The sequence below is a fragment of the Persicobacter psychrovividus genome, assembly GCF_036492425.1.
In the GTDB taxonomy this organism is placed as follows: Bacteria; Bacteroidota; Bacteroidia; order Cytophagales; family Cyclobacteriaceae; genus Persicobacter; species Persicobacter psychrovividus.
Genome location: NZ_AP025292.1, coordinates 1,200,805 through 1,222,617, shown reverse-complemented (window position 1 = coordinate 1,222,617; position 21,813 = coordinate 1,200,805). Strand labels below are relative to the sequence as shown.

The following is a 21,813-nucleotide window of genomic DNA, read 5'->3' as shown; positions in this document are numbered from 1 at the left end:
TGTTTAGAATGATAGTTTGACATTGAAACCGTAAGAAGCCGTTGGCAGGAAGGATGCAAACTCGATCCCCAGACCTGCTGCAGCCTCAGGGTCAATCCCTTTAGGGGTGTTCTGATGCAAAATAGCCACATTACGACCCACTGCTGAAACTCTTACTGCTTTGAATGGCCCAAGTGCTTTGGTTGGCAAGTCATAGCCCAAAGTAATTTCCCTCAGCTTCACATAAGAAGCATCAAAGGTTGCACGAGGGTTATCGTTGATGGCCTGAAATGCCCAAGTATTAGAAGGGATATAAACATCATTCGGCTTGCCTGTTGCTACCCAAACGCCATTGCCATCACCATCCGGATCAAACTGCTCGTATTTTGTTCCTGGGTACAATGCCCCTTTGCTGCGATCATCCTCATAAGGGTTACCAAAAAGGCCTTCCCCTCTGCGCTCTTCATTACTTTCACTCAATATTCTGCTGGAGAACAAGTGTTCGTCACGGCCATATAGTGTATATGTCGCCACGCCATACTGTCCTTGTCGTTGGCGTGAAGCGGAGAATACTTTCCCTCCCCAGGCTACATCCACCAAAACACCAAGCGAGATCCCTTTGTAAGTAAAGGTGTTTTTCACCCCACCAGTCCAGTCGCGTTGTGCGTTACCAATGATTTGATCTTCATCAAAAACAGGCAGGCCGGTGTCAGCATATACCAAACCAGTGTTTGTTACTGGATCGATGCGCTGCTTTCTTCCACGAATCACGCCATAAGGCATGCCAGCCTCGGCATTAGAGGATACTGCCAACCAGTTGGAAAGTCTGAATCGATCTAAAGCGCCCAGGTCATTTACATAAGTTCTGTTATTCGACCAGTTGATATCCGCAGACCAAGAGAAGTTTTTCGTTTTCACAACGTCAAGTCCCATGTAAATCTCCCAACCTTTGTTGGTCAGAGAGCCAGAATTATAGGTTCCGGTATTGTAACCGGTAGAACCCGGCAGGCGCACATCTACAATCTGGTTTTTTGACTCTGAATTGTAATAAGTAACGTTCAGATTCACACGGTCAAGTAATTTCAACTCCACCCCATACTCAAGAGAAGTGGTAATTTCCGGCAGCAAATTAGGGTTCTGACGGTTCGGCGTGTTGGAGGTCCAAGGGATATCATTGTAAATTCCGCCATAGTTATGGTAATCAAACACCCTGAAAGGACGCGTTCCGTTACCTACCTGCGCAATAGAGGCTCTCAGTTTACCAAAGTTAATGATGCGTCGAGAGGACAAAAATTCTGAAAATACAATACTTGTACCTGCCGATGGGTAAAAGAAGCTGTTGTTATGAGAAGGCAAAGTTGAAGACCAGTCATTTCTCATGGTACCATCAAGGAAGAAGGTACTTCTATAGCCCAAGGAAACCGAACTAAATACCGAGTTGATCACCGAAGCTGATGAGCCCTGAGTAACCCGTGCAATACCCGCATTGTTGGATACCGAAGCCAGATCACGCATTAACAGCTGATCAATCACTGTTCTTGAGCTTTTGTTGTCATAAATATAAGCGTTGGTTCCGAGCGTAGCATTCAAGCTGAACTGATCTTTCCATCGCTTATTATAAACTGCCATCCCTTCAAAGTTCCAGTTGTAAACGTCGAAACTCATGTGGGTATATTTACCATCCGGATCAAAAGAGGATCCATATTGCGTAAATTCATACCCTTTTCTCAAAAACATATCTCCATTGGCTTTTGCCGAAATGGTCAGCCCCTTTATTGGTCGGTAATAAAGCGAAAGGTTGGTCAGGATACGGTTCGAGCGATCTTCATTGATATGCTCGTTCATGTTCCAGTAAGGGTTTGAAAACCAAACATCACGGAAACGCAACTGATTACCATCTTCATCTTTATAAGGGATCAAATTATGCTTTCCGAAGTTAGGCAACATTTGAAGGTAAGAGAAGGCCGGGTTTTTGATACTCCCGTTAGGGAACATTCTATTCTTTACATTCTCGTGAGTATAGAGCATGGTGGCATCGGCAGAAAGCTTCGGCGACATTTTCATGTGTGCTCTTAGCGTGAAGTTTTTACGATCAAGCTCTTCCTGATTTTTAATCATCCACTTAGATTGTGTATCGGTAAAAGAGAACCTTAACCACCCTTTATCGGATGCCGTTTCCAAGCTCACAGAGTTCGCTGCCGTCAATCCGGTCTGGTAAATATCCCGCACGTTATTTTTATCCGCCAAATAGCGGCCTCGCTCACCTGTAACATCGATCACCTCGTAGCCCAACAATGGACCACCATATGCCTGTGCCGAACCGGCAATCATCGGCAAACCTGTTTCTTCATCAAGCCACTGTCGGTCAAGGGTTACTGCACCGCCCATACCCGATCCATATACATACTGGTAATCGGGCCACTGATTCACCTGCTGCCACATCCAGTTAGAATTCACCGTAACACCGAGGTCACCTTTCTTGCGCTTTTTGGCTTTTTTTGTCGTGATGATAATCACACCATTACCGGCACGTGAACCATACAATGCAGAAGCATTGGCACCTTTAAGCACCTGAATATCTTCAATATCGTCTGGGTTGATCTGCGCAAGCGGGTCTCCCATATCAAGGTTTTGCGTTCCCATTCCTGTCCAGACAGCAACTCCTTTATCCTGATTTTCATTCTCCAACGGAATACCATCGACAATGTAAAGGGGAGCGTTATTTCCTGTCAGGGAAGAAACCCCACGAATCAATACTTTATTGGAACCTGTTGCCGTTTGTGAAGCAGAAATCTGCAAACCCGCTGCTTTTCCGGCAAGGGTCTGGATAAAGTTCTGAGAACGTGCCTCCTTCATGCTTTCACTATCGACGCCCTGCTGTGCATACACCAATGATTTGGTTTCTCTTTTCACGCCGAGGGCAGTAACCACTACTTCAGAAAGTTCCTGAACATCAGCGGCCAAAATCACCTCAATGTTGGCTTGGTTACCAATCAGGATGGACTGGTCTTTATAGCCGATAAAAGAAATATGTAGTTTTTTCTCCGGACCTTTGTTATAGGTGATGGAGAACTTCCCTTCCATATCCGTAATGGTCCCGTTGGTAGTCCCCTCAATCTGGACGGTCGCACCAAGTAATGGCGCACCATCAGTATCAATCACCTTTCCTGCTACCTGAACTTGTTGGGCATAGGTGGTGAGGCTGCTGAACAGAAGAAACAGTCCAACAGTCAAAAAATATTTAATATTTATCTTCATGATATTATTGTCTTACTGTTAGTTTTGATCTCCCCACGTTCCTGAATCACCAAAGGCATCATCATAGGTTCCTTGCTCACCATTCATTTTCAAGGCAGCCTTTAACCACTGTACCAAGTCAGCCGGTACCAGGTCATAGAAATCTTTATCCACCTGTTTTTTATCACGGAATCGCCATTCAAACTCTGCATCGGCATTTGTTTTGTCAACAGCCAGCGGAAGGATGTCTACAAAGTTGGCACGCTCCTGCAGGTACTCATAATAAGCACGGCTTTCGGTAATTTTGAATTTCATTCGCAGCATCACCTCAGCAGGGTCATTTTTATAGAAAACCTCACAGTCGGTCAATGATTCCCTTGACTGCTTCCCTTCGTAGGTCAGCACATAAGGCGTACTTCCATCGGCCGGACGGATCATCAGGTGATGATAATAATCAGATCTTGAAGTAGAAATTTGATAAGCAATCCCAACGTTAAGATCTTCATTGATCCATTCGTAGGTCAAACACCAAAGGTCAGCATCACCATATACTGGCGTATTGGATGTATGCGCAGTTTCTGGCGGGTTAAAATAATAGGCCAGTTCCCCTACTTTGTTCAGTACAAAATTCATGTTGTTGAACACATTTCTCATCGCATCATTCGCCAGGTGTTTCTCCATGTTCGCAACAGTGCGCTTACCCATATCCAATCCACCATCATTGATGAATGGCATACGAACTCCTGAGAAATCTTCTGGTGGTGGAGGTGTTGGCCATGGACCTTCATACACAACCTCTTGTCCATCTTCACTATATTGCTTCAAGCGACCCGAAGTCCCCATTGCATTAAGATAGATTTCATACTGTCTGATGTCATTCACTGCATACGCTATATCATGCGTACCATTAAAATGTGCCGTCACAGACTGATTCTTTCGAGCCCCAGCTTCATCAGCATAAGCAATCTGATAATGTAATGCGCCAAGATCATCCTGCTGCCAGGCAAGGCTGTCGCCTCCCATCACAAGATTACCCTGCTTAAATTTATCAAGCTTGGTTTCTTTGGCATCGATAATCTGCCCTTCGTCCGTAAATACCTCATGGTAATAAACCTCCTGGTTCGAGCTTACTTGATAAGCTACCACTTTGTCTTCCACCTTAAAGTTGTAAACAAAGGGTGCACCTTGCGTAGATTTATCCCCCAGCTTTTCATTAGAGATACTTACATCTCCTGCCGGATTAAGATACATACCCGCTTTCCGAATCTGATCATTCCCTTCCTGAAGCAATTTGGCAATTGCAAGTGTCGGGGCATCATCGGTTACTTTATTCATTTCTGTAATTTTCGGATCCATCGTCGATGGCGCCCGAAGAATCGTGCTCAACGAGACACTGGAGTTCTCATTGGGTTCCAGAGGTTTGACCTCTTCTTTCTGACAACTCAGTAGCATCAGAGCGGCCAAAAACACTGATAACGGCCATAAAAATTTTCTCATATTTTAGTAGGAGTAGGTTAAAAAAATATGTTGGATGTTAGTTATACACGCCTTACTTACACGTGTAAAGTAAAGCTAAGAAATAAAATCAAAGAGACAAATTGTAGGGAAAAATATTTTCAAGTAAAAATTAAGTTCTTGGGCAATAATAATCATGTTTCTGCAAAAAAGCTTAATATAACGCTTAAAAAAGCTGTTAATTTTATAAAAATGATCATCACAAAAACGCGGGTTATGTTGGTGAGTCGGTCTAAAGTTTATATTTTACACGTGTAAAAAAATAAACAATTATGAAGCAATTGACCACCTTGATGTTATTGATGTTGCTCGCGACAACAACAATAGCACAAAAGAACTTTTCCTATTTCAAATTTTGCATCAAAAATGAGCGCAACGAATTACTGCTTGTAAAGTACAAAGGCATCTGGGAGCCGATCGGCAAGCGCTATAATAATTCAGAGTCAATAAAAAAGACCCTGGAAATCATGGCAAAAGAAGTGGGGGTAGAAATCAAAAATCCGCATCTGGGCGCTTTAGTCAATCAATATTACAATGAGGCACCCTTTGGCATCATTTTTCATTTTTATGCGGCAGAATACACTTCAGGAACGCCGGTTCCTCCTGCCGACTGCACAGACATCCGCTGGTTCCCGATGGAAGAAGCCATTAAGTTGATTCCTTTTGAATCGATGGCAGAAATCATCCACAAATTTATGGTGGAAGAACCAGGAAAAACTATCGGAGGCGCCATCAGGATTGACAATACCGAATGGCCTCACAGCAGGATTACAGACTACATTGATCCTTTCTATATTTTATAATTTATATTCCATAAAAAAAACGGCAGAAGCTTGAGCGCTCTGCCGTTTTTTTGTGTCTCATCATTCTCTATCAAGCAACGATATTTCTCTAATAAAAGGCTTCAAACTGATAAGTCAAGCAGATGGAGAAAGTAAATCGTTTTAAACCTCCCAGCCTCCCGCCGATTCATCTTGATGGAATTGATATTAAGCTATTTTATATTTCGCAAATTGGATATCGCCCATTGCTCATCCAAAATCTATTTCTATTCTTTCAGGAAAAGGAGGCCTCCAAGAAAGGAATGGCTATTTATAGGCTGAGAAATGACACTCTTCATCACTTCTTCAAAAGCTCTATCTTCGTTATAAATTTTCAAGCTTCAAACCTGCTTTAAATCATTGAAGTGCATAAAGCGCCGAGCGTACCCGCCTTTTCCTTATGCACTCCAATTTTTATTGTTCTTATTGTTTCAGAACCTTGAAAACCTTGCCATCAATTCTCAACAGGTAAATCCCGGAAGGCATCTGACGCATATCAATGAAAGACAAACCTTTACCCGACGCTACCAAATGGCCGGAAATATTCAGCAAGTCGATTTGTTTATTTTCCGCATTGAAAATAGTCAACCTTTCTGTTACCGGATTGGGCGCAAACAACACCTTCGCCGGCTCATTATCTGAAACGACCCGCTGATTATCCACAGGCACCAATTCCCAATGGGTTTTATTGCCGGTATAATTACGATCCTCGGCCAAATAGCTATCATTCTCCCACACGTTACGATCATTCCCTACTGAAGTCAGCCAATAGTAAACCTTGCCATTAGTAGATGCCGCCTCACGGATGTACCAGCGCGTAAATGCTCCCGTCCAGGTACCATATTTCATTTTCAGCAAATAATCTGTTCGGCTTTCATCATTGTTGGTCCACAGCCTATTGCCATTTGCCCCTACATTCTCAATATAATATTGTCCTTCTGTACCGGTTTCAATAACTTCCCATGCTACAAATTCACTGATATCCCCTGCCTCAACCACAGCAACATTCGAGTCAATTCCGCCATTGCCCTGAGCGGAAGAAACCGTTCTTAGCATCCGGCCTGACTGTCGGTTGACGAAATGATATAAACCAGGCTCAATGCCCGAAGCAGGCGGCGGTGACCCTCCACCGGCAAAAGTAGGCCATGCGGTATAATCCCAGGAGGCATTGGCCCAATCCCGCAGGTCGTTGAAATTATCCTCCGACATCACCTCGCCATCCTGTGTAAGGTAAAGCAAGGTGTAAATGGCATCGATCTCCACGGCATCGTTCGAATCATCACATCCGCCACAAGAACGTCGATCAAAGAAAACACAGTCGCCTCCATTGGTCGCCCCATTCGCAGGAATTACATTTCGATTTTCCAGGTGATAGTCTGTTCGTTCACAAACATTAACGGCCGTCCGTGGCCAATCATTATCACCGAATCCATTCAACCGATTTGCCGTGGCTTCCCAAAATTCATTTCTCAGGCGGAAACACAAGTCAGCATCGAGGGCATCAAAAGTATCGGTAATGCCCTTCCCTGTCCCATATAGTCGCCACGGAGAAAGTTCCCTCATGTTCCATCCCAAAAAGTACTGGTTGGTCTGGTTGGGCAGCTTCCCGTTGTTGCGCTGCTCTGCATTTTTGAGGTAATTCTGAAAGAAGCGAACAGGCTCATATACCCCCGTTTGCGCTCCAAGCCGGTGAATGTGTTGTAAATTGTAGGCAAAATCATTCGGCTCCACCTGTCCGCCGCGACGGTGGCCGGGTGTAAGGCTCAATTGTACCTGATACCAAATGGAAGACATATAAATGCTTTTTGTCTGCTTCAGCGGGGTATCATCCGTCAGAAAGTAAGATTTTCCTCGATTTCCGGAGATAATATGTGCAGCATTCTGAAAAACCGCCCATTGTCTTGTGGGCCATTGCTGATGCTCCTCCTCTGTGTTAGGGATGTTTCCAAAATCCTGAATCTGATACAAATTAAACTGATGGATAACATCGAAAAGCTTGACCCCATACCATGCGGCCAGACTCCGTTTTTTTTCTTCTACCGCCAAGGTTGTTCGATCATCAGCCCACCACGGCGAACGTGGGGTAACAATACTGTAATCGCTACGGATGACCTTATGAATTTCCCGTGCAAAATTCCCGACAGCTTCAAATACCCCATTATTATTATGGGCGCCACTGACCCCTACTTTGCCGTTAAGATTATTGATCTTTGTACTGCTGTTAACCGCCTCACGAAGATTAAAAAAGGCATTTTCAATAAAGTTGTATTCTTCGGTTGTCAATATTTCTTTGGGGTGCTCTTTGGGCAACCACTCGTTCCAGTCCGGGAACTGAACTGCTATTCGCTGCGTACGGATATTGGTATTTCCCTCATAGTTATTAATCACCGATTCAATCTGACTTTCAGAAGGGTTTTCGCCACCAAAAAGATCCTGTAAAAGCACTTTTTCATCGGCACCAACAGCCTCAAGTCCCTGCCCTGCGGCCCACTCAAACTTATTGTCATCAGCACCAGGCCCCGGCTGAAATGGAGGCTGCCATGGCCGCCCTTTGGCCGACTGCAAATAATTAAGATCACGGATATACTCGGCAATCTGCTTTCCCTGCTCATGATCCATGCCATGAAATGTTGCGCGGGAAATAATAGATTCGTTGGAATAATTAAAATACTTCAGGTCGTAGCCCGTGTAGGCATGACAATCTGAACAACTTGCCTTGATTGGCGAGCCTTTTCCGTCGATCAGGGCAGGCGCACCATTTCTCCCAAACCACAAATCTTCTCCAGCACTGCGCATATTAGCCTGTTCAGCCATTCCATCATAGGGCCCTACCCACTGAGAAGGATCAACTGGCTGCGCTGCATTGGCTATTTGATCCTCTGCCGACAGATCGTTCGTCTGCCAAAGTGCCATCTCAATAATTCTGAAGCCACTTTCGTCCGTCCCATCGATATAGTCATACCAGAATTCAATATCATGTCTTGCATTCGCCACAAACCCACTGATGGGAGTACTCATTTTTACCGTTCCGAAACCGCCACCGAGTCCGCCGTAAGCAAGATCCACAGGAAACTGACTGAAATTAGGCGCTGAATTTTGCCAGGAAGTCCACGGCTCAGCTGTACCGTTTTTGTAGCTGCGCACACGGTATTTCAGGGCATCCTTATTATTTAGATTATTCACTCTAAGATACAGCCAACCCGCCGATCCTTGAAAATTCTTGGTATCCACCCGCACCACCGTCGTTTCGCGCCAGGCAGTATTGGCCTCATTTCGAACCCTGAAGACTTCTATGGGATATTCAATATTGGGTTGCGCTACCGAGAGCGCTGAATTAAAAGCAATAAATAAAAATAGCAAGCAGCGGAAAGTATTCCGCACTTTTGATAAGTCAAAATGTTTCATGATAATAGGTTTCATTTGGGTTTTGCAACAGTACTGGGTACTGAATTATCTGTATTAAAAAATTGCGCAATGGCTCGAGGAGGGGCTTTCTGAAAAACGAAGACCTCCTAAAGGTGACCCACATAATAAAATTAATAATTCTCCGGAATAATTCACTAATGAAACTCATTTATTTTACACGTGTTAAATACGTCTTATGTAGTAGAAAACACAGGAAGAGGCAATAAAAAACCTATTGAGGGGAGGCTAACATACCAGCCATGTGTCAAAAACCGTTAATTGCAGAAAAAATGGAGCCCAACCTCTAACAAAAGAAGTTGGGCTTTCTATATAATTGGTTATTGTTACAATGTAATGTTCTGAGGGTTTTCCCATCAGAAATGTTGATCTATAATTAGCCGCAATTATTTACAGCCCACCATCGGCAAAAGGAACGCGCTCAGACTTCTCGCCCCAGCGTGTGGGTCTGTTGCTCATCACATATTCCAATTTACCACCCTTCACAATGTCCTCATGGCGGATAAATACATTTGGATATTTCTTGCCGTTGAGCTTAACAGATTTGATGTAAATATTCTCGGGAGCGTAGTTCTCTACCGAAATATCAAAGGTTTTGCCTTTGCCCACCTTGATCGAGGCGGATTCCATCAATGGCGACCCAAAGACATAAACACCTCCTGCAGGGTTCACCGGATAGAAGCCCATCGCACTGAAAACATACCAGGCTGACATCTGCCCTGCATCTTCATTGCCGATATAGCCATCGGGCGCATTTTTGTAAAATTCACGATCAATGCGATGAATCAACGCTTGGGTTTTGGAGGGTTTACGCACATGTCCATACAAATAAGCGACATGGTGACATGGTTCGTTTCCGTGGGCATAATCACCGATTAAACCAGAGACATCTCCCACTGAACTCTCTCCCTGATACGGCAAAGTAAAGAGTTCATCCAATCGACTTTCCAGCTGTTTTTCACCGCCCATCAGTTCAGCCAAGCCATAAACATCGTGAGGCACAAAAAACAGATATTGCCAGGCATTTCCTTCGGTATAATCACGGTCATGGAAATCCTCACGATGGTAGGCACGTGGATCAAATGGCTCGCGGAATTTTCCGTCATTCAGTTTAGCCCTGAAAAACTGTCGTTCCTTGTCCCAGACATTGCGATAGTTCTGTGCCCGCTGACGGTACTTTTCTGCCACATCATCCTGCCCCATTTTCTTGGCGGCCAGCGCCAGCGCCCAATCGTCGTAAGCATGCTCAAGGGTTACACTTACACCCGTTCTGACTACATCATTCGGATGGTAGCCTTTCTCGATATAGTATTTTTGTCCGTAATAAGCCGGATAAATCGCACGACCCGCCGTGCTGTCCACGCCAGGATTTTCCGCCGAAGCCACCATGCTTTCCAACAATCGATCGTTCTTACCCGTGTAAAGTCCTTTATAAAAGGCATCTGCCAAAACAGGAATGGCATGCAGACCAATCATACAAGTATTTTCATTCTGATACATCGACCACATCGGCAACATCTTTTCGGGGTTTTCCTGCTGAAAAGCCGTCATGGTTTTCATGATGTCGTCCGTGCGTTCGGGCTGCGTCAAGGTCAAAAGCGGGTGCGTTGCTCGGAAGGTATCCCAAAGACTGAACATGGTATAATGCTCGAAATCATGCCCCTGATGCACCTCGTGATCCATTCCACGATATTGTCCGTTCACATCCTGATTCAAGGTAGGATGGATAAAATTATGGTACAGCGCCGTATAGAATTTCGCTACTCGATCTTGATCTCCACTGACTGTTATTTTAGATAACTCCTTTTCCCACTTTTGCTCCGCCTGTTTTTTTACTCGATCGAAATCCCAATCAGGGATCTCTTTTTCAAGGTTCTCCAACGCATTACCTGCCGACACAGAGGAAACTGCAATTTTCACATAAACTGCTTCTTGATCTTCAGTTTTGAAATTGAAAACCGCCTTGAGTTTATCACTCACCCGATGGTTGAGGTCTTTGAAAAAATGCTTTTTGGTAAAGCCATATTTGTTCGCATCATAGATGAGTTTCGACTCAAATGGCTTGGAAAAGCGCATGGCAAAATACAACTGACGATGGTTCGCCCAAATGCCGTTGGTCAGGCGATAACCCGTTACCGTTTGTTGATCCTTAACTGAAAGGGAGGCATGTTTCACTGAACCCGCATTTCCATTGATGTGATGCATCAAATCAATCAAGACATGAGCAGAATCCGATTTCGGGAAGGTCATCTTATAAAAACCCGTACGTTCAGTAGCGGTTACTTCCACGTTCACATCATAATCCTGCAAGCGAACTTGATAGTAGCCAGGGTGTGCCTGTTCGTCTTCATGAGAAAAACGACTGCGGTAGCCATCATCAATAACATCGGGCTTTCCGGCATTGATTTGAATTTTACCGACCGTTGGCTGAATCAGAAAATCCCCTGCCTCGGTCAGTCCTGTGCCCGATAGGTGAATCTGTGAAAAACCGAGGATAGATTTTGAATCATAATGGTAACCTCCTGCCGCATCCCAGCCACGCTGTGCCCAGTCGGGACCCGCAGCCACCGCGCCAAAAGGCAGCATCGCATGTGGGAAAGTGTGTCCGTGCCCACCCGTTCCGATAAACAGGTTGGTTTGTTCAATGATGTTTTGCCCCAATGATGGTAAGGACAAAAGAAGACAAATGATATAGATGGCTGTTTTTTTCATGGTTTCAATCTTTTGATTAGCAAGCGGACGCTTGCAGTAATTATGGGTCGTAGCGGGAGGCCACGACCAGAAAAGTCTATCACGAGAGGGAATCTCGCGATAGGTATTGATCAGTTGCTATTTGACGGCATGCAAATAGCCGTTTTTACTCAGGGCAAAAACCATATTTCCATAGACTGCCGGGACATTTTCGAGCATTTCACCACCCATGTTGTATCGCCAGAGGAGTTCACCTGTTTTTCTATTTCTGCTCGTCAAGAAAACATCCGCTGAAGAACCCGCAATCAACTGATTTCCAGCAATGACAGGAGCCGTTAATCCTCCCATGCCATCGGCCGACCATAGTTGCTCGTGGGTTTGATCGTCAAAAGCAAACATTGCCGAACGCATGGGCAATTTGGTAACACCACGAACGATCGAACCATAAAGGATTCCATCATGAGCCGCCACAGTGGCATTCTGAAGATAGCCGCGGGGGGCGTTCCACTCCCAGCTGATCTTTCCTGTTTCAATGTCGATCGCAGCGATTCGTGAACCGAATTTCTGAACATATAATTTACCTTTCCAGAGCGTTGGCGCCGCAGAGTCCGGCAAACCTCCCCAGTCATTGAACCCTGTTTTTGTTCGCCATTTCACCTTTCCTGTCTGCTGATCAAAAGCATAATAAAATCCTGCCCAGGAACCTGTGTAAACCATGTTTTCATCCACGACAGGCACAGAATATACCCCTGCAGGATAACCGTGGGTGAATGGGGTATCTTTGGGTAATGTTTCTTTAATTGTCCCCTTTCCGGTGTAAAAAGACCATAGCTTTTGACCAGTATTGGCATCTACGCCGAAGAAGTCTCCATCGGTATTACCGAAGAACAGCTTTCCATTTTTGTAGGCAGGTGCTACCCAAACCCTTGCATATTCTTTATTTCTCCAGACCACATCGCCCGTTTTGGCATTGAGGGCAAAAACCTCCCCTGGATGATTGTAGCCATAGTGTTCGGTGTTGGCACCGAGATAGCCGAAGAACACTTTTCCATCCGCTACCATCGGCGCAATTGAAATGGTGCTGCCGACTTCAAATTTCCAGATTTCCTTTCCTGTCTGCACATTAACAGCATTGACAAAACCATCCGGCCCACCGATATAGGCGATACCATCGGCTACAACGGGCGAGCCCAACAAGCCACCTGCCCAGTCGGCCATATGGAATTCGCCATCTTCCCATTGCCCTTCGACAATGCCTTTTTTCCAAACGGTATTACCTGTTTCGGGAGAAATCGCCTGCAATACCCATTGCTGATTGGCGGTATAAATATACTTTTTGCCAGCCACCAAATCCGCTGTAATTGGATGTGTACTGACTTGCTTTTTCCATTTCAAATTCAATCCTGAGTTGGTCAGGTCAAAACGATACATCTTCCCTGCGTAATCCACCACAAAAACATCTTCTTCAAATACTTGGGGCTTTGCACGCACCCAATCATCAACCTTAGTTTCATGCAATCGTTCCCCCGTTTTTCGATCGAGTAAAAAGACTTGAGCAGCGGCCGTACCGACCACTAATTTGTCCCCCAACAAAAGTGGTTGGCTAAAAAATTGGGCCGCATGCTCAAGTTGCGAAATGGATGTAAATGTCCATACAATCTCTCCAGTTGAAAGATTGATTTTATATAATTTATCGGTGGTTCCAGGAATATAGGCGTCCCCTTGATCTACACTAATCTCCCCGACAATCCCCTGATCAAGTTGTTGCTTCCACTTCAATGCTCCTTTCAAATCATAACAAAATAAATGGCCGGAACGGTCTCCAATTAGAACACACTCGCCACTCAATAATGGCGATGTACCATAATATGCATTGTTTTTAATCACCTTTAAGTCCTCTCCCGTCAGCTGGTTTGCAAACACCAGTTGATTGCCCTTTCGGACATAAGCAAAAGGCACGACCTTGGTTGTATCGCCAACAAACGGCTGACCCGTTGTTTTATCCAAAATTTTGATTGAAGCAGGACTATAATCAGTACGAATAGTAACCTGCTTATCCCCCAAAACAGGAGCCCAACGGGATCCATGAACCTCATAAAAATTCTCTCCATACTGTCTTGCCTTCCAAATTGTTTCGCCTGTAATTTCATCCAAACACATCGCCATCACATCAATCGCGGGCGTGGATAAATACAATTTCCCATTCTCCAATACAGGCGCAGCATTGGAATAATACCCCTTCGGAAAGCGCCATTGTAACTTACCTTCAGTAGCCCCCTGATCAGGGCTAAATCCTGTATGATGCCCTTCGGTTCCATTATAGTAACCCCAATTTGTAAATTGCCCATTGAAAGGTTGTCTATTGGCTTTTACCTCCTGAATCTTTTTCCCTTCTGACTGCAAAGCGGATAATCTACCAAAGGCACTATCGACCATTGCCGGAGCTTTGGGGTTTTCATTGTTGGTGTGTAGAAGCGCATCAGCAAGTAGCTGAACAGCTGTGAGGTCATAGCCTTTTCGCCACAACAATCGCCACCAGCGGTATAGCGCCGCACGGTGAGCCTTTACATTGGTTATATTGGTAGGTTGGGTCTGAATTTCATCAAAAATCTGATCGATATCCGAAATCCCACTGAGTTGTTGGGAGGAAAAAGTGGTGTGAAGGCGTACCGATTTTCGATCAGGAACCTGCAAAGTGGTCGTTTCAGCATAAGGGTCAGAAAGGAATCCCTCTGCTCCTTTCCAGGATTGGAAATGGTTTCCTGAAGGAACGTTTGCCTCCAACGTGATGTGCTTTCCTGCATCATAATAGCCAAGCAGCTGCCCATCCACCTCCACCTTGGTTTGGTTGGGATGACAGGCGATGCAAGAGATCAAGATTAAAAAAAAGAGTAGGTTTTTCATGGTATTGGGGAGGGTAAAAAAATTGATCATTTATAAAAGCTATCGCGAGAGTCCCCTCTCGTGATAGCTTTTAGGTTAGTCTGTCGGAAGTGTACATTACGACACTTAAAGCATGATTTCTACTGTGTAGGGACGTTGCATGCAACGTCCGTACCGATAGGTACAAAAATATTCGACAGCCTAATTTTGGGTAAGGGACTATTGCATAACACCGATCTTAGAATTTAAAGCAGAAGATTATTTTTTTAGCTAGAGCTATCACGAGAGGGACTCTCGCGATAGTTCAAGCTAAAACGCCACCCTATTTAATTTCATCAAAATATCGATAATAGCCATTATTGGCAATGCTCTTAGCCAACACGGCCAACTCTACCAGGTGATAATCGCCCCACATCGAGGATTCCCCTGCGGCGGCTTTGCCTTCCTGTGGTTTATGGTCCCAGCCGTTTGGCTCATGATAAATCGTATGCAATAGCAGCCCCTGATGATTGACATCCTGTGCTGTATATTCATCTGTCAAAAGCGCTTGAAGGGTGGTCAGACCAGCTTGCGTATATTTCTTACTCAACTGCGGATCGTCAGCGAGCAGCAATCTTCCTAAGCGCAACATTCCCTGAGCACCGATCGCCGAAGCGGAACTATCGACCGGTTCGAAATCATTATATGGCTCCGCATCACGGTTTCGCCAATCGCCTAAAAGGTGTAATTTTGGTGCGCCCGTATCCCAATAAGTGATCCCGTCTGCTGCCGAGTTGTCGATATAAAAATCGCAAGTTGCCTGAGCGGCTTTCATAAGTGTTTCCCGCACATTTGCGTAATCTTTCACCGCACTTTTATGGGCGTCGATAAACTCAATAAATTCCGAAAAACCAACCATCGCCCAGGCCAGACCGCGAGTCCAGGTAGTAAAGCCTGAAAATCCCTGCTGGGCATTCGGGCAACGGTAATTCCCATCATTGGTATTAAAAATCCCTTCGTGAGAAACACGGCCACGCTCGTCGTAAGAATCCCTTCCCTCGCCATAATAAACAAGGTATTTTGCAGACACCATCGCATGTTGTACGGCACGGTTGAGCAAATCCACCTGCTGATCATTTTCTTCCAGCATACGGTGGCCCAATTGATGACCCAACAACAGGATTCTTGCCGTACGTATCGTATCAATGAATAAAGAATGTGGTCCATTGAACGAGTACAGGTATCCGCCTTCAGGAATATTTGTCCAGCGTTTCGCCTGCACCGAAGCGGACATCTTCAAAGCCAGTCGATAGAATTCTTTCTCCCATTCTGAGGCCTCAAATTTACCCTGATTCGACAGGCGAAGCAGGTTTCCATAGGTGGAAATATTGTTGAAACCATGATCGTGCACCCCAAAATGTGAAAGGTGATGCGCCATCTCGTTGAGGGTTTTTTCCTTACCGATGTGCAACAATTCCTCATCCCCTGTCAGTTCAAAGCCCAAAATGGAAATACCATATTGGAATCCCTGCGTCCATTCGGTCCAGCCACGTGTAGTATATTTGCCCTCCACCGTAAATACCGGTGATCCTTTTTGCGGATCATAATTGGCATTTAGGGATTTGGCTTTTATTTTAATTATTTCAGAGAGCTGATCAATGCCCTCTGCCAATTGATCAAAGGTTAATGTTTGGTTTATTTTCATGGTCTATTTCATGTTATGTTGTGTCGATGTTTTTGAGACCTTGATTTGAAGCGTTACCCCGATTTTATTTTCTGCTAATCGTGGTTTTGCTCTGCCTATTTGTGAACAAGGAGTCCAAGCAAGACACTTGGACTATTTAAAGCTATTCACAAAATCATCAAGATTCATTGGCAATCTGCACTGCCAGCACATCAAAAATTACATCTACCCCATCAGTTCGGCGGTGTGGGTTTTGCAAAGCGGATTTCGCAATGCCATAGGCTGCTCCTTTAATTTCAAGCAGGCCATTCAAAAAAGTAGCTGTTTGCTCTTGTTCCTCCACAATTTTGGTTACCAAACCCAGGCGATAGGCCTCCTGAGCATCCACATATTCGGACGCCAACACCAGGCGTTTGGCCAGCGGTTCACCGAATAGATTACGTAGGCGAGTCATTCCTCCCCAACCAGGCAACCAACCATTTTTCACTTCCGGTGAAGCCAAAAGGGCATTAGGTGTTGCCAAGCGAAAATCACAAGCCAGCGCCAATTCAAGGCCTCCACCCATCGCATAGCCATTAATTAAAGCTACGGTCGGAATGCTGAGGGCTTCGATTTCATTGTTCACCTCATTACCGAGGCGAATCCATTCCTTGACCTTTTCGCCTGTGAGTGCCTGAAATTCCTTGATGTTTGCGCCCGAAGAAAAGGCTTTTTCTCCTGCTCCAGTAATGAGCAACAACTTAATTTCTTCGTCTATTTTGGCCTGTTGAACCGCCTTCTGCAATCCGGTTAACATCTCAAATCCCATGCAGTTCATTTTCTGCGGAAAGTTGAGGGTAACCTTGAGTATGCCGTTATTTTTTTCTGTTAAAATCATAAATATATCATTTGGTTGCAGCAGGGTTCCCCCTGCCGCTACAAATCATCACACCAATTCCACCTGTTTGAACTTTTCTTTCAGCCCAAGGCTTTCTCCATTGTAAATACTGATAAGGCAAACCTTCAGGTCGTCGGCAATCTCGGGCATGAAATCCATCATCGCCAAAATGTCTTTTTCCAAATCCACACCAGGGGCGATTTCAATCAATTGAAGCCCTTTATCCGTGAGTTTGAATACTGCTCTTTCAGTAACATAAAAAACTTCTTGTCCATTTTCCCTTGCAAAGTCCCCTGAAAAAGTCACCTGCTCAACTTGCGGCACAAACTTCTTGGCTTTGCCAGCATAGGTTACATTTACCCCCTGATCGGTGATTTCCTGGGTGCCTTTCACTGCAAAAGAACCGGTGAAAACTACTTTTTTAGCATTCTGAGAAATATCAATAAATCCTCCACAGCCCGTCAGTACGTTTCCGAAGCGGGAGGAATTGACATTGCCATTTTTATCGATCTGTGCAAAGCCGAGAAAGGCAATATCCAATCCACCCCCCTGAAAGAAATCAAACTGATAGCCATCATCCACGATCGATGACGGGTTGTACATGGCACCAAAATTCAAGCCTGTAGTAGGAATACCTGCCGAAGCACCCTGCTCGATCATGAAAGTCAGCTCATCACAAACCCCTTCCTCATTCGCCACAATCGGCACCGCATCCGACATCCCATAGCCCAAATTCACAAAAGCATTTGGCTCCAACTCCATCGAAGCCCGACGCATGATCACCTTTTTTAGGCCCTCCAGCCCGAGGTCATCACTTTGGTAGGCTACATCTCGCTTCACCAATGCTTCTTCAAAGCCCGAAATAAAAGTCATCTCCTGCGCTGGTTCCACTACCACATAATCAATGAAATTACCCGGCACTTTAACATGCCCAGGGTCGCAATGACCTTCCTTCACCTGCTTCACCTGCGCAATCACAATTCCGCCGTTGGTTTTGGCTGCCTGTGCAATGGACATCATCGCAAAAAAGCCGACCTCCTGCTCCATCGTCAAATTTCCTTCACAATCAATCGAAGTTCCCCGAATGAAAGCCACATCAATTTTAAAAGAAGGATAGAACAGGTAATCCTGCCCATCGATAGGCATCAAACGTACCAAATCGTCTTTGGCTTCGGCATTTACTTTACCTCCTTCAAGGCGTGGATCAACAAAGGTTTTTAATCCTACGCGGGTAATAATTCCCGGCTTTTTGGAAGCTGAGGCACGCATTAAATGACTCAAAACCCCCTGTGGGAGGTTATAACCTTCGATTTTTCCGGCTTTAGCCAGGGCGGTCATCTTTGGTGCATTGCCCCAAAAACCACCAACATCCCTTTTGATTAGTCCCTCTCGGGCAATATGATTTAGCCCTCGTTGGTCATTATCACCAATTCCGCAAGGGTGAATGGAGGTGATGTTTTGTGGATGTCCTGTCCGCTCAAAAACTTCCCCTAATGACTGCAGCAGCCTGTCGGGTACAGCATGGCCTGCACCTGCACCGCCAATGGCAAGGGTATGGCCATCTTTGATATAGCTGACGGCCTGATCGCTATCTATGATTTTAAACATCGTAAGTATTGGTTAAGTTGAAAAAAATTATTCGCCGGTGGTCCAATTACCAGCGGTGGGGTTGGTCTGAATCAGGATCGATTTTGTTTCAAGGTATTCATCTACACTATGCACGCCGAGTTCACGCCCCAAGCCACTTTGTTTCATTCCTCCAAAGGGCACTTCAGGGAATCCAGACATCCAGTTATTAATCCAGACCGTTCCTGCCACAATTTTACGGCTGACCATCATTGCGGTGTTGATGTCTTTGGTCCACACTCCAGAGGACAGTCCAAATTCAGTTCCATTGGCAATCGCAATAGCTTCTTCCGTTGTACTGAAAGTAATCACCGATAGCACCGGGCCGAAAATCTCTTCCTTTGCAATGTCCATCTCAGGGCTTACATCAGCAAAAATGGTCGGTTCGATAAACAATCCATCAGGCGTGTCGAGTTTACGACCACCAAGCACCAGGCGAGCTCCCTGCTCTTCGCCGCTATGAATATAATGCATGATTTTATCGCATTGCTGTTGATTGATGATCGCTCCCATTTTCACCGTAGGATCCAACGGATCGCCAAATTTCATCTTTTTGGCATGCGCCACCACTTTCTCTACAAAAGCTTCTTTCAGCGATTCATGGATGATGATCCGCGAGCCGCTATTGCAGCATTCGCCCATATTGAAGAAAATACCAAACACCACGGCATCCACCAACACATCAAGGTCGGCATCAGGAAATACAAGCTGCGGATTTTTACCACCAAGCTCCAGCTCCACCTTTTTCAGGGTATCAGCCGCCGATTTAGCAATCATGCGCCCTACTTGCGTTGAACCGGTAAAGGTAACCATGTCGATATCAGCATGGGACGATAAGGTGGTTCCCACCGGGTTACCGTAGCCCGACAATACGTTCACTACGCCATCGGGTACGCCCGCTTGCTGACAGATCTCGCCTAAAAGAAGCGTAGTGCCGGGAGTCATCTCTGAAGGTTTAATTACAGCCGAACAGCCAGCAGCAAGGGCAAAGGGCAATTTCTGTGAAATAATCAACAGCGGAAAATTCCAGGGGGTAATCATCCCTACCACTCCTGCCGGCTCCTTAATGGTCATCACGGTCATGTCGGGTCCCAAGTTCGTATTGGCACCTCCTTGAATATGACGACACATTGTTGCAGCAAAATCCCAGATACCAGCCGCCCATTCCATTTCATCTTGTGCCTGCGAGATCGGCTTACCGCTTTCAAGGCATTCTATCAAAGCCAACTCTTCGGAACGCTGACGGATAATTTCCGCCACCCGACCAACAATTTTTGAGCGATCAATACCCGACATGTCCTTCCAAAGGCCCTGCTCAAAACTTGCCTTAGCGACCTGAATAGCCTCAATCGTATCTTCTTCCTGCGAAAGTGGATATTGCCCAACTTCCTGCCCATGTCCCGGGCTTATTCGGTTGAAAGTTTTGCCGCTCGCCGAGGGCTTCCATGTGCCGCCTACCCAGTTCTGAAAAATGCGGGCCTGATTCGGCAATTGATATTTATTGCTCATGATGTTAGTTAATGATGGGTTGTCAATAAAATTTATTAGCGCCCTTAGTTTACATAGGTAAGTAATACAGTGGCGTAAAAAACACTTACATATAACTTACCACAAAAAGGGCTTGGAAAAATAGCCTAAAATCACAGTATTCGCACTTTTACGAATTTCACACTGCAATCTTTTGGCGAAGGCCCTGACTGTTAAAAATGATCATCCTAATATCCTTTCAGGGCAAAAAAGATAAAAGATGGTGCTATGGGCTGTATTTTAGGTTTGATCTAAGCGTCATCGGAGGTACTGTTTTGTAGATTGATATTGTATTACAAGACTAATATAGTGATTATTTTTACACGTGTAAGTAATAATTCAATAAATTTTATTACTTTGTATAAAGGTTTTAAAAAGACCGAACAAAATAGGTAATAATGGAGAAAAAAAAGATCAACCAGCAATATATCGCAAACCTGGTGGGGGTGTCACGTGTGACGGTCACCAAGGCTATGCAGGATCATGAAGATATTGCACTTGAAACCCGCAAGCGGATTCAGAAAGTCGCTGCGGAGGTCGGGTATGTCCCGAGTACTATTGGGCGAAGTCTGGTAAATAAAAGCACCAAAACCATCGGTATCGTATTTCCGAAAATTAACCATTCCTTTTTTAGTTCTGTAACAGAACAAATGTATGCGACAGCAGAAGAGTTGGGCTATCGGGTAATTCTGATGGTCTCCTTTGAGGATAAGGAGCGAGAGCAGCAGGCCATTCGAACGCTGATTAGCATGCAGGTAGATGGAATTATCATCGATACGGCGGTAACTGATTTGGACACGAAAGTATTCGACATCATTAAAAAAAATCAGATCCCCTTCATTTTCTTTGACCGTAAAATTGTGGGCATCAATGATGCTGGTATCTACTTTCAAGATTATGACCTGAGTTTTCAGCTGACAACAGAGCTTATTAACAAGGGCTACACCAATATGCTATATCTGTCAGGTTCACAGAATATCAATATTGGTAAAATGCGCCTTAATGGTTTTACTGAAGGAATGCACAGCAGGAATCTGCCTGTTCATGAAGACAGAATCATCACCACAGAGCTTACAGAAGAAAGTGGTTATGAAGCCTTTAAAGGATATTTGAAAAAACACAAGGAATTACCTGAGGTTGTCCTTTGTGTAAATGACTCCACTGCACTGGGGGTATATCGCGCATGTGAAGAAGCCAATATTCGAATTCCTGAAGATTTGGGTGTAGTGGGTTTTGGAGACACTGCCATTGCACGCCTCACACGCCCCCGACTATCGAGCGTGAAGTTAAATTCTATGGAGGCTGCTAAAAAAACAGTACGCAACCTGATTTATCTGATCAAAAATTCCAATGGAAAAATACAGGATGAGTTTTTCTCTGGGTCTGTTATTTTCCGAGATAGTGTGAAAGAGAATGTTTATGTAGATTAAAGCCCATTTATGCGCTCAAGATAAACGCTCACTACCCTCGATTGGGGAAAATCCAATGCTTGAGGTGCTCATTAATTGCATATTATTAGGCATTTGAATAAAAGAAAAATCGCCAGTTATTCATTGATAACTGGCGATTTT

General features: G+C 44.9%; 11 protein-coding genes. 2 read left to right on the top strand and 9 right to left on the bottom strand.

Features of this window, described 5'->3' with window-relative positions:
• Nucleotides 1–3: 3 nt before the first annotated feature.
• Both AABK40_RS05425 and AABK40_RS05420 read right to left on the bottom strand, forming a co-directional pair.
• Nucleotides 4–3,237 (bottom strand): SusC/RagA family TonB-linked outer membrane protein, encoded by a 3,234-nt coding sequence (locus tag AABK40_RS05425; RefSeq protein WP_338397844.1) that lies wholly within the window; start codon nt 3,235–3,237, stop codon nt 4–6.
• Nucleotides 3,238–3,255: 18 nt separating this feature from the next.
• Nucleotides 3,256–4,713, bottom strand: coding sequence for a hypothetical protein (locus AABK40_RS05420; protein WP_338397843.1), 1,458 nt, complete (start codon nt 4,711–4,713; stop codon nt 3,256–3,258).
• Nucleotides 4,714–5,003: 290 nt separating this feature from the next.
• On the opposite strand from AABK40_RS05420, the gene AABK40_RS05415 reads away from it, so the two are divergent.
• Nucleotides 5,004–5,534, top strand: coding sequence for an NUDIX hydrolase (locus AABK40_RS05415; RefSeq protein WP_338397842.1), 531 nt, complete (start codon nt 5,004–5,006; stop codon nt 5,532–5,534).
• Between the two features lie 441 nt (nt 5,535–5,975).
• Here the strand turns inward: AABK40_RS05415 and AABK40_RS05410 are convergent, their stop codons facing one another.
• The 7 genes from AABK40_RS05410 to AABK40_RS05380 form a co-directional block, all read right to left on the bottom strand.
• A complete protein-coding gene (locus AABK40_RS05410; protein ID WP_338397841.1) occupies nt 5,976–8,957 on the bottom strand; it encodes a T9SS type A sorting domain-containing protein in 2,982 nt (993 codons plus the stop codon).
• A gap of 408 nt (nt 8,958–9,365) precedes the next feature.
• Nucleotides 9,366–11,687, bottom strand: coding sequence for a GH92 family glycosyl hydrolase (locus AABK40_RS05405; RefSeq protein ID WP_338397840.1), 2,322 nt, complete (start codon nt 11,685–11,687; stop codon nt 9,366–9,368).
• A 117-nt stretch (nt 11,688–11,804) separates the two neighbouring features.
• Entirely contained in the window at nt 11,805–14,570 is a 2,766-nt protein-coding gene (locus tag AABK40_RS05400) for an outer membrane protein assembly factor BamB family protein (RefSeq protein ID WP_338397839.1), read from the bottom strand.
• A 301-nt stretch (nt 14,571–14,871) separates the two neighbouring features.
• Nucleotides 14,872–16,233 (bottom strand): glycoside hydrolase family 88 protein, encoded by a 1,362-nt coding sequence (locus tag AABK40_RS05395; protein WP_338397838.1) that lies wholly within the window; start codon nt 16,231–16,233, stop codon nt 14,872–14,874.
• A gap of 157 nt (nt 16,234–16,390) precedes the next feature.
• The gene (locus tag AABK40_RS05390; RefSeq protein ID WP_332920395.1) at nt 16,391–17,089 is read right to left on the bottom strand and encodes an enoyl-CoA hydratase/isomerase family protein; all 699 of its coding nucleotides are present in this window, start codon (nt 17,087–17,089) and stop codon (nt 16,391–16,393) included.
• Between the two features lie 48 nt (nt 17,090–17,137).
• Nucleotides 17,138–18,697: an acyl CoA:acetate/3-ketoacid CoA transferase gene (locus AABK40_RS05385; RefSeq protein WP_338397837.1), complete on the bottom strand. Its 1,560-nt coding sequence runs from the start codon at nt 18,695–18,697 to the stop codon at nt 17,138–17,140.
• A 27-nt stretch (nt 18,698–18,724) separates the two neighbouring features.
• Entirely contained in the window at nt 18,725–20,224 is a 1,500-nt protein-coding gene (locus AABK40_RS05380; protein WP_332920393.1) for an aldehyde dehydrogenase family protein, read from the bottom strand.
• A gap of 416 nt (nt 20,225–20,640) precedes the next feature.
• On the opposite strand from AABK40_RS05380, the gene AABK40_RS05375 reads away from it, so the two are divergent.
• Nucleotides 20,641–21,672 (top strand): LacI family DNA-binding transcriptional regulator, encoded by a 1,032-nt coding sequence (locus AABK40_RS05375; RefSeq protein WP_332920392.1) that lies wholly within the window; start codon nt 20,641–20,643, stop codon nt 21,670–21,672.
• Nucleotides 21,673–21,813: the final 141 nt, after the last annotated feature.

Bases quoted from the DNA above. Each gene is read 5' to 3' on its own strand.
- AABK40_RS05400 (WP_338397839.1), bottom strand. From the start codon at position 14,570: ATGAAAAACCTACTCTTTTTTTTAATCTTGATCTCTTGCATCGCCTGT.
- AABK40_RS05420 (WP_338397843.1), bottom strand. From the start codon at position 4,713: ATGAGAAAATTTTTATGGCCGTTATCAGTGTTTTTGGCCGCTCTGATG.
- AABK40_RS05375 (WP_332920392.1), top strand. From the start codon at position 20,641: ATGGAGAAAAAAAAGATCAACCAGCAATATATCGCAAACCTGGTGGGG.
- AABK40_RS05410 (WP_338397841.1), bottom strand. From the start codon at position 8,957: ATGAAACATTTTGACTTATCAAAAGTGCGGAATACTTTCCGCTGCTTG.
- AABK40_RS05395 (WP_338397838.1), bottom strand. From the start codon at position 16,233: ATGAAAATAAACCAAACATTAACCTTTGATCAATTGGCAGAGGGCATT.
- AABK40_RS05390 (WP_332920395.1), bottom strand. From the start codon at position 17,089: ATGATTTTAACAGAAAAAAATAACGGCATACTCAAGGTTACCCTCAAC.
- AABK40_RS05380 (WP_332920393.1), bottom strand. From the start codon at position 20,224: ATGAGCAATAAATATCAATTGCCGAATCAGGCCCGCATTTTTCAGAAC.
- AABK40_RS05405 (WP_338397840.1), bottom strand. From the start codon at position 11,687: ATGAAAAAAACAGCCATCTATATCATTTGTCTTCTTTTGTCCTTACCA.
- AABK40_RS05425 (WP_338397844.1), bottom strand. From the start codon at position 3,237: ATGAAGATAAATATTAAATATTTTTTGACTGTTGGACTGTTTCTTCTG.
- AABK40_RS05415 (WP_338397842.1), top strand. From the start codon at position 5,004: ATGAAGCAATTGACCACCTTGATGTTATTGATGTTGCTCGCGACAACA.
- AABK40_RS05385 (WP_338397837.1), bottom strand. From the start codon at position 18,697: ATGTTTAAAATCATAGATAGCGATCAGGCCGTCAGCTATATCAAAGAT.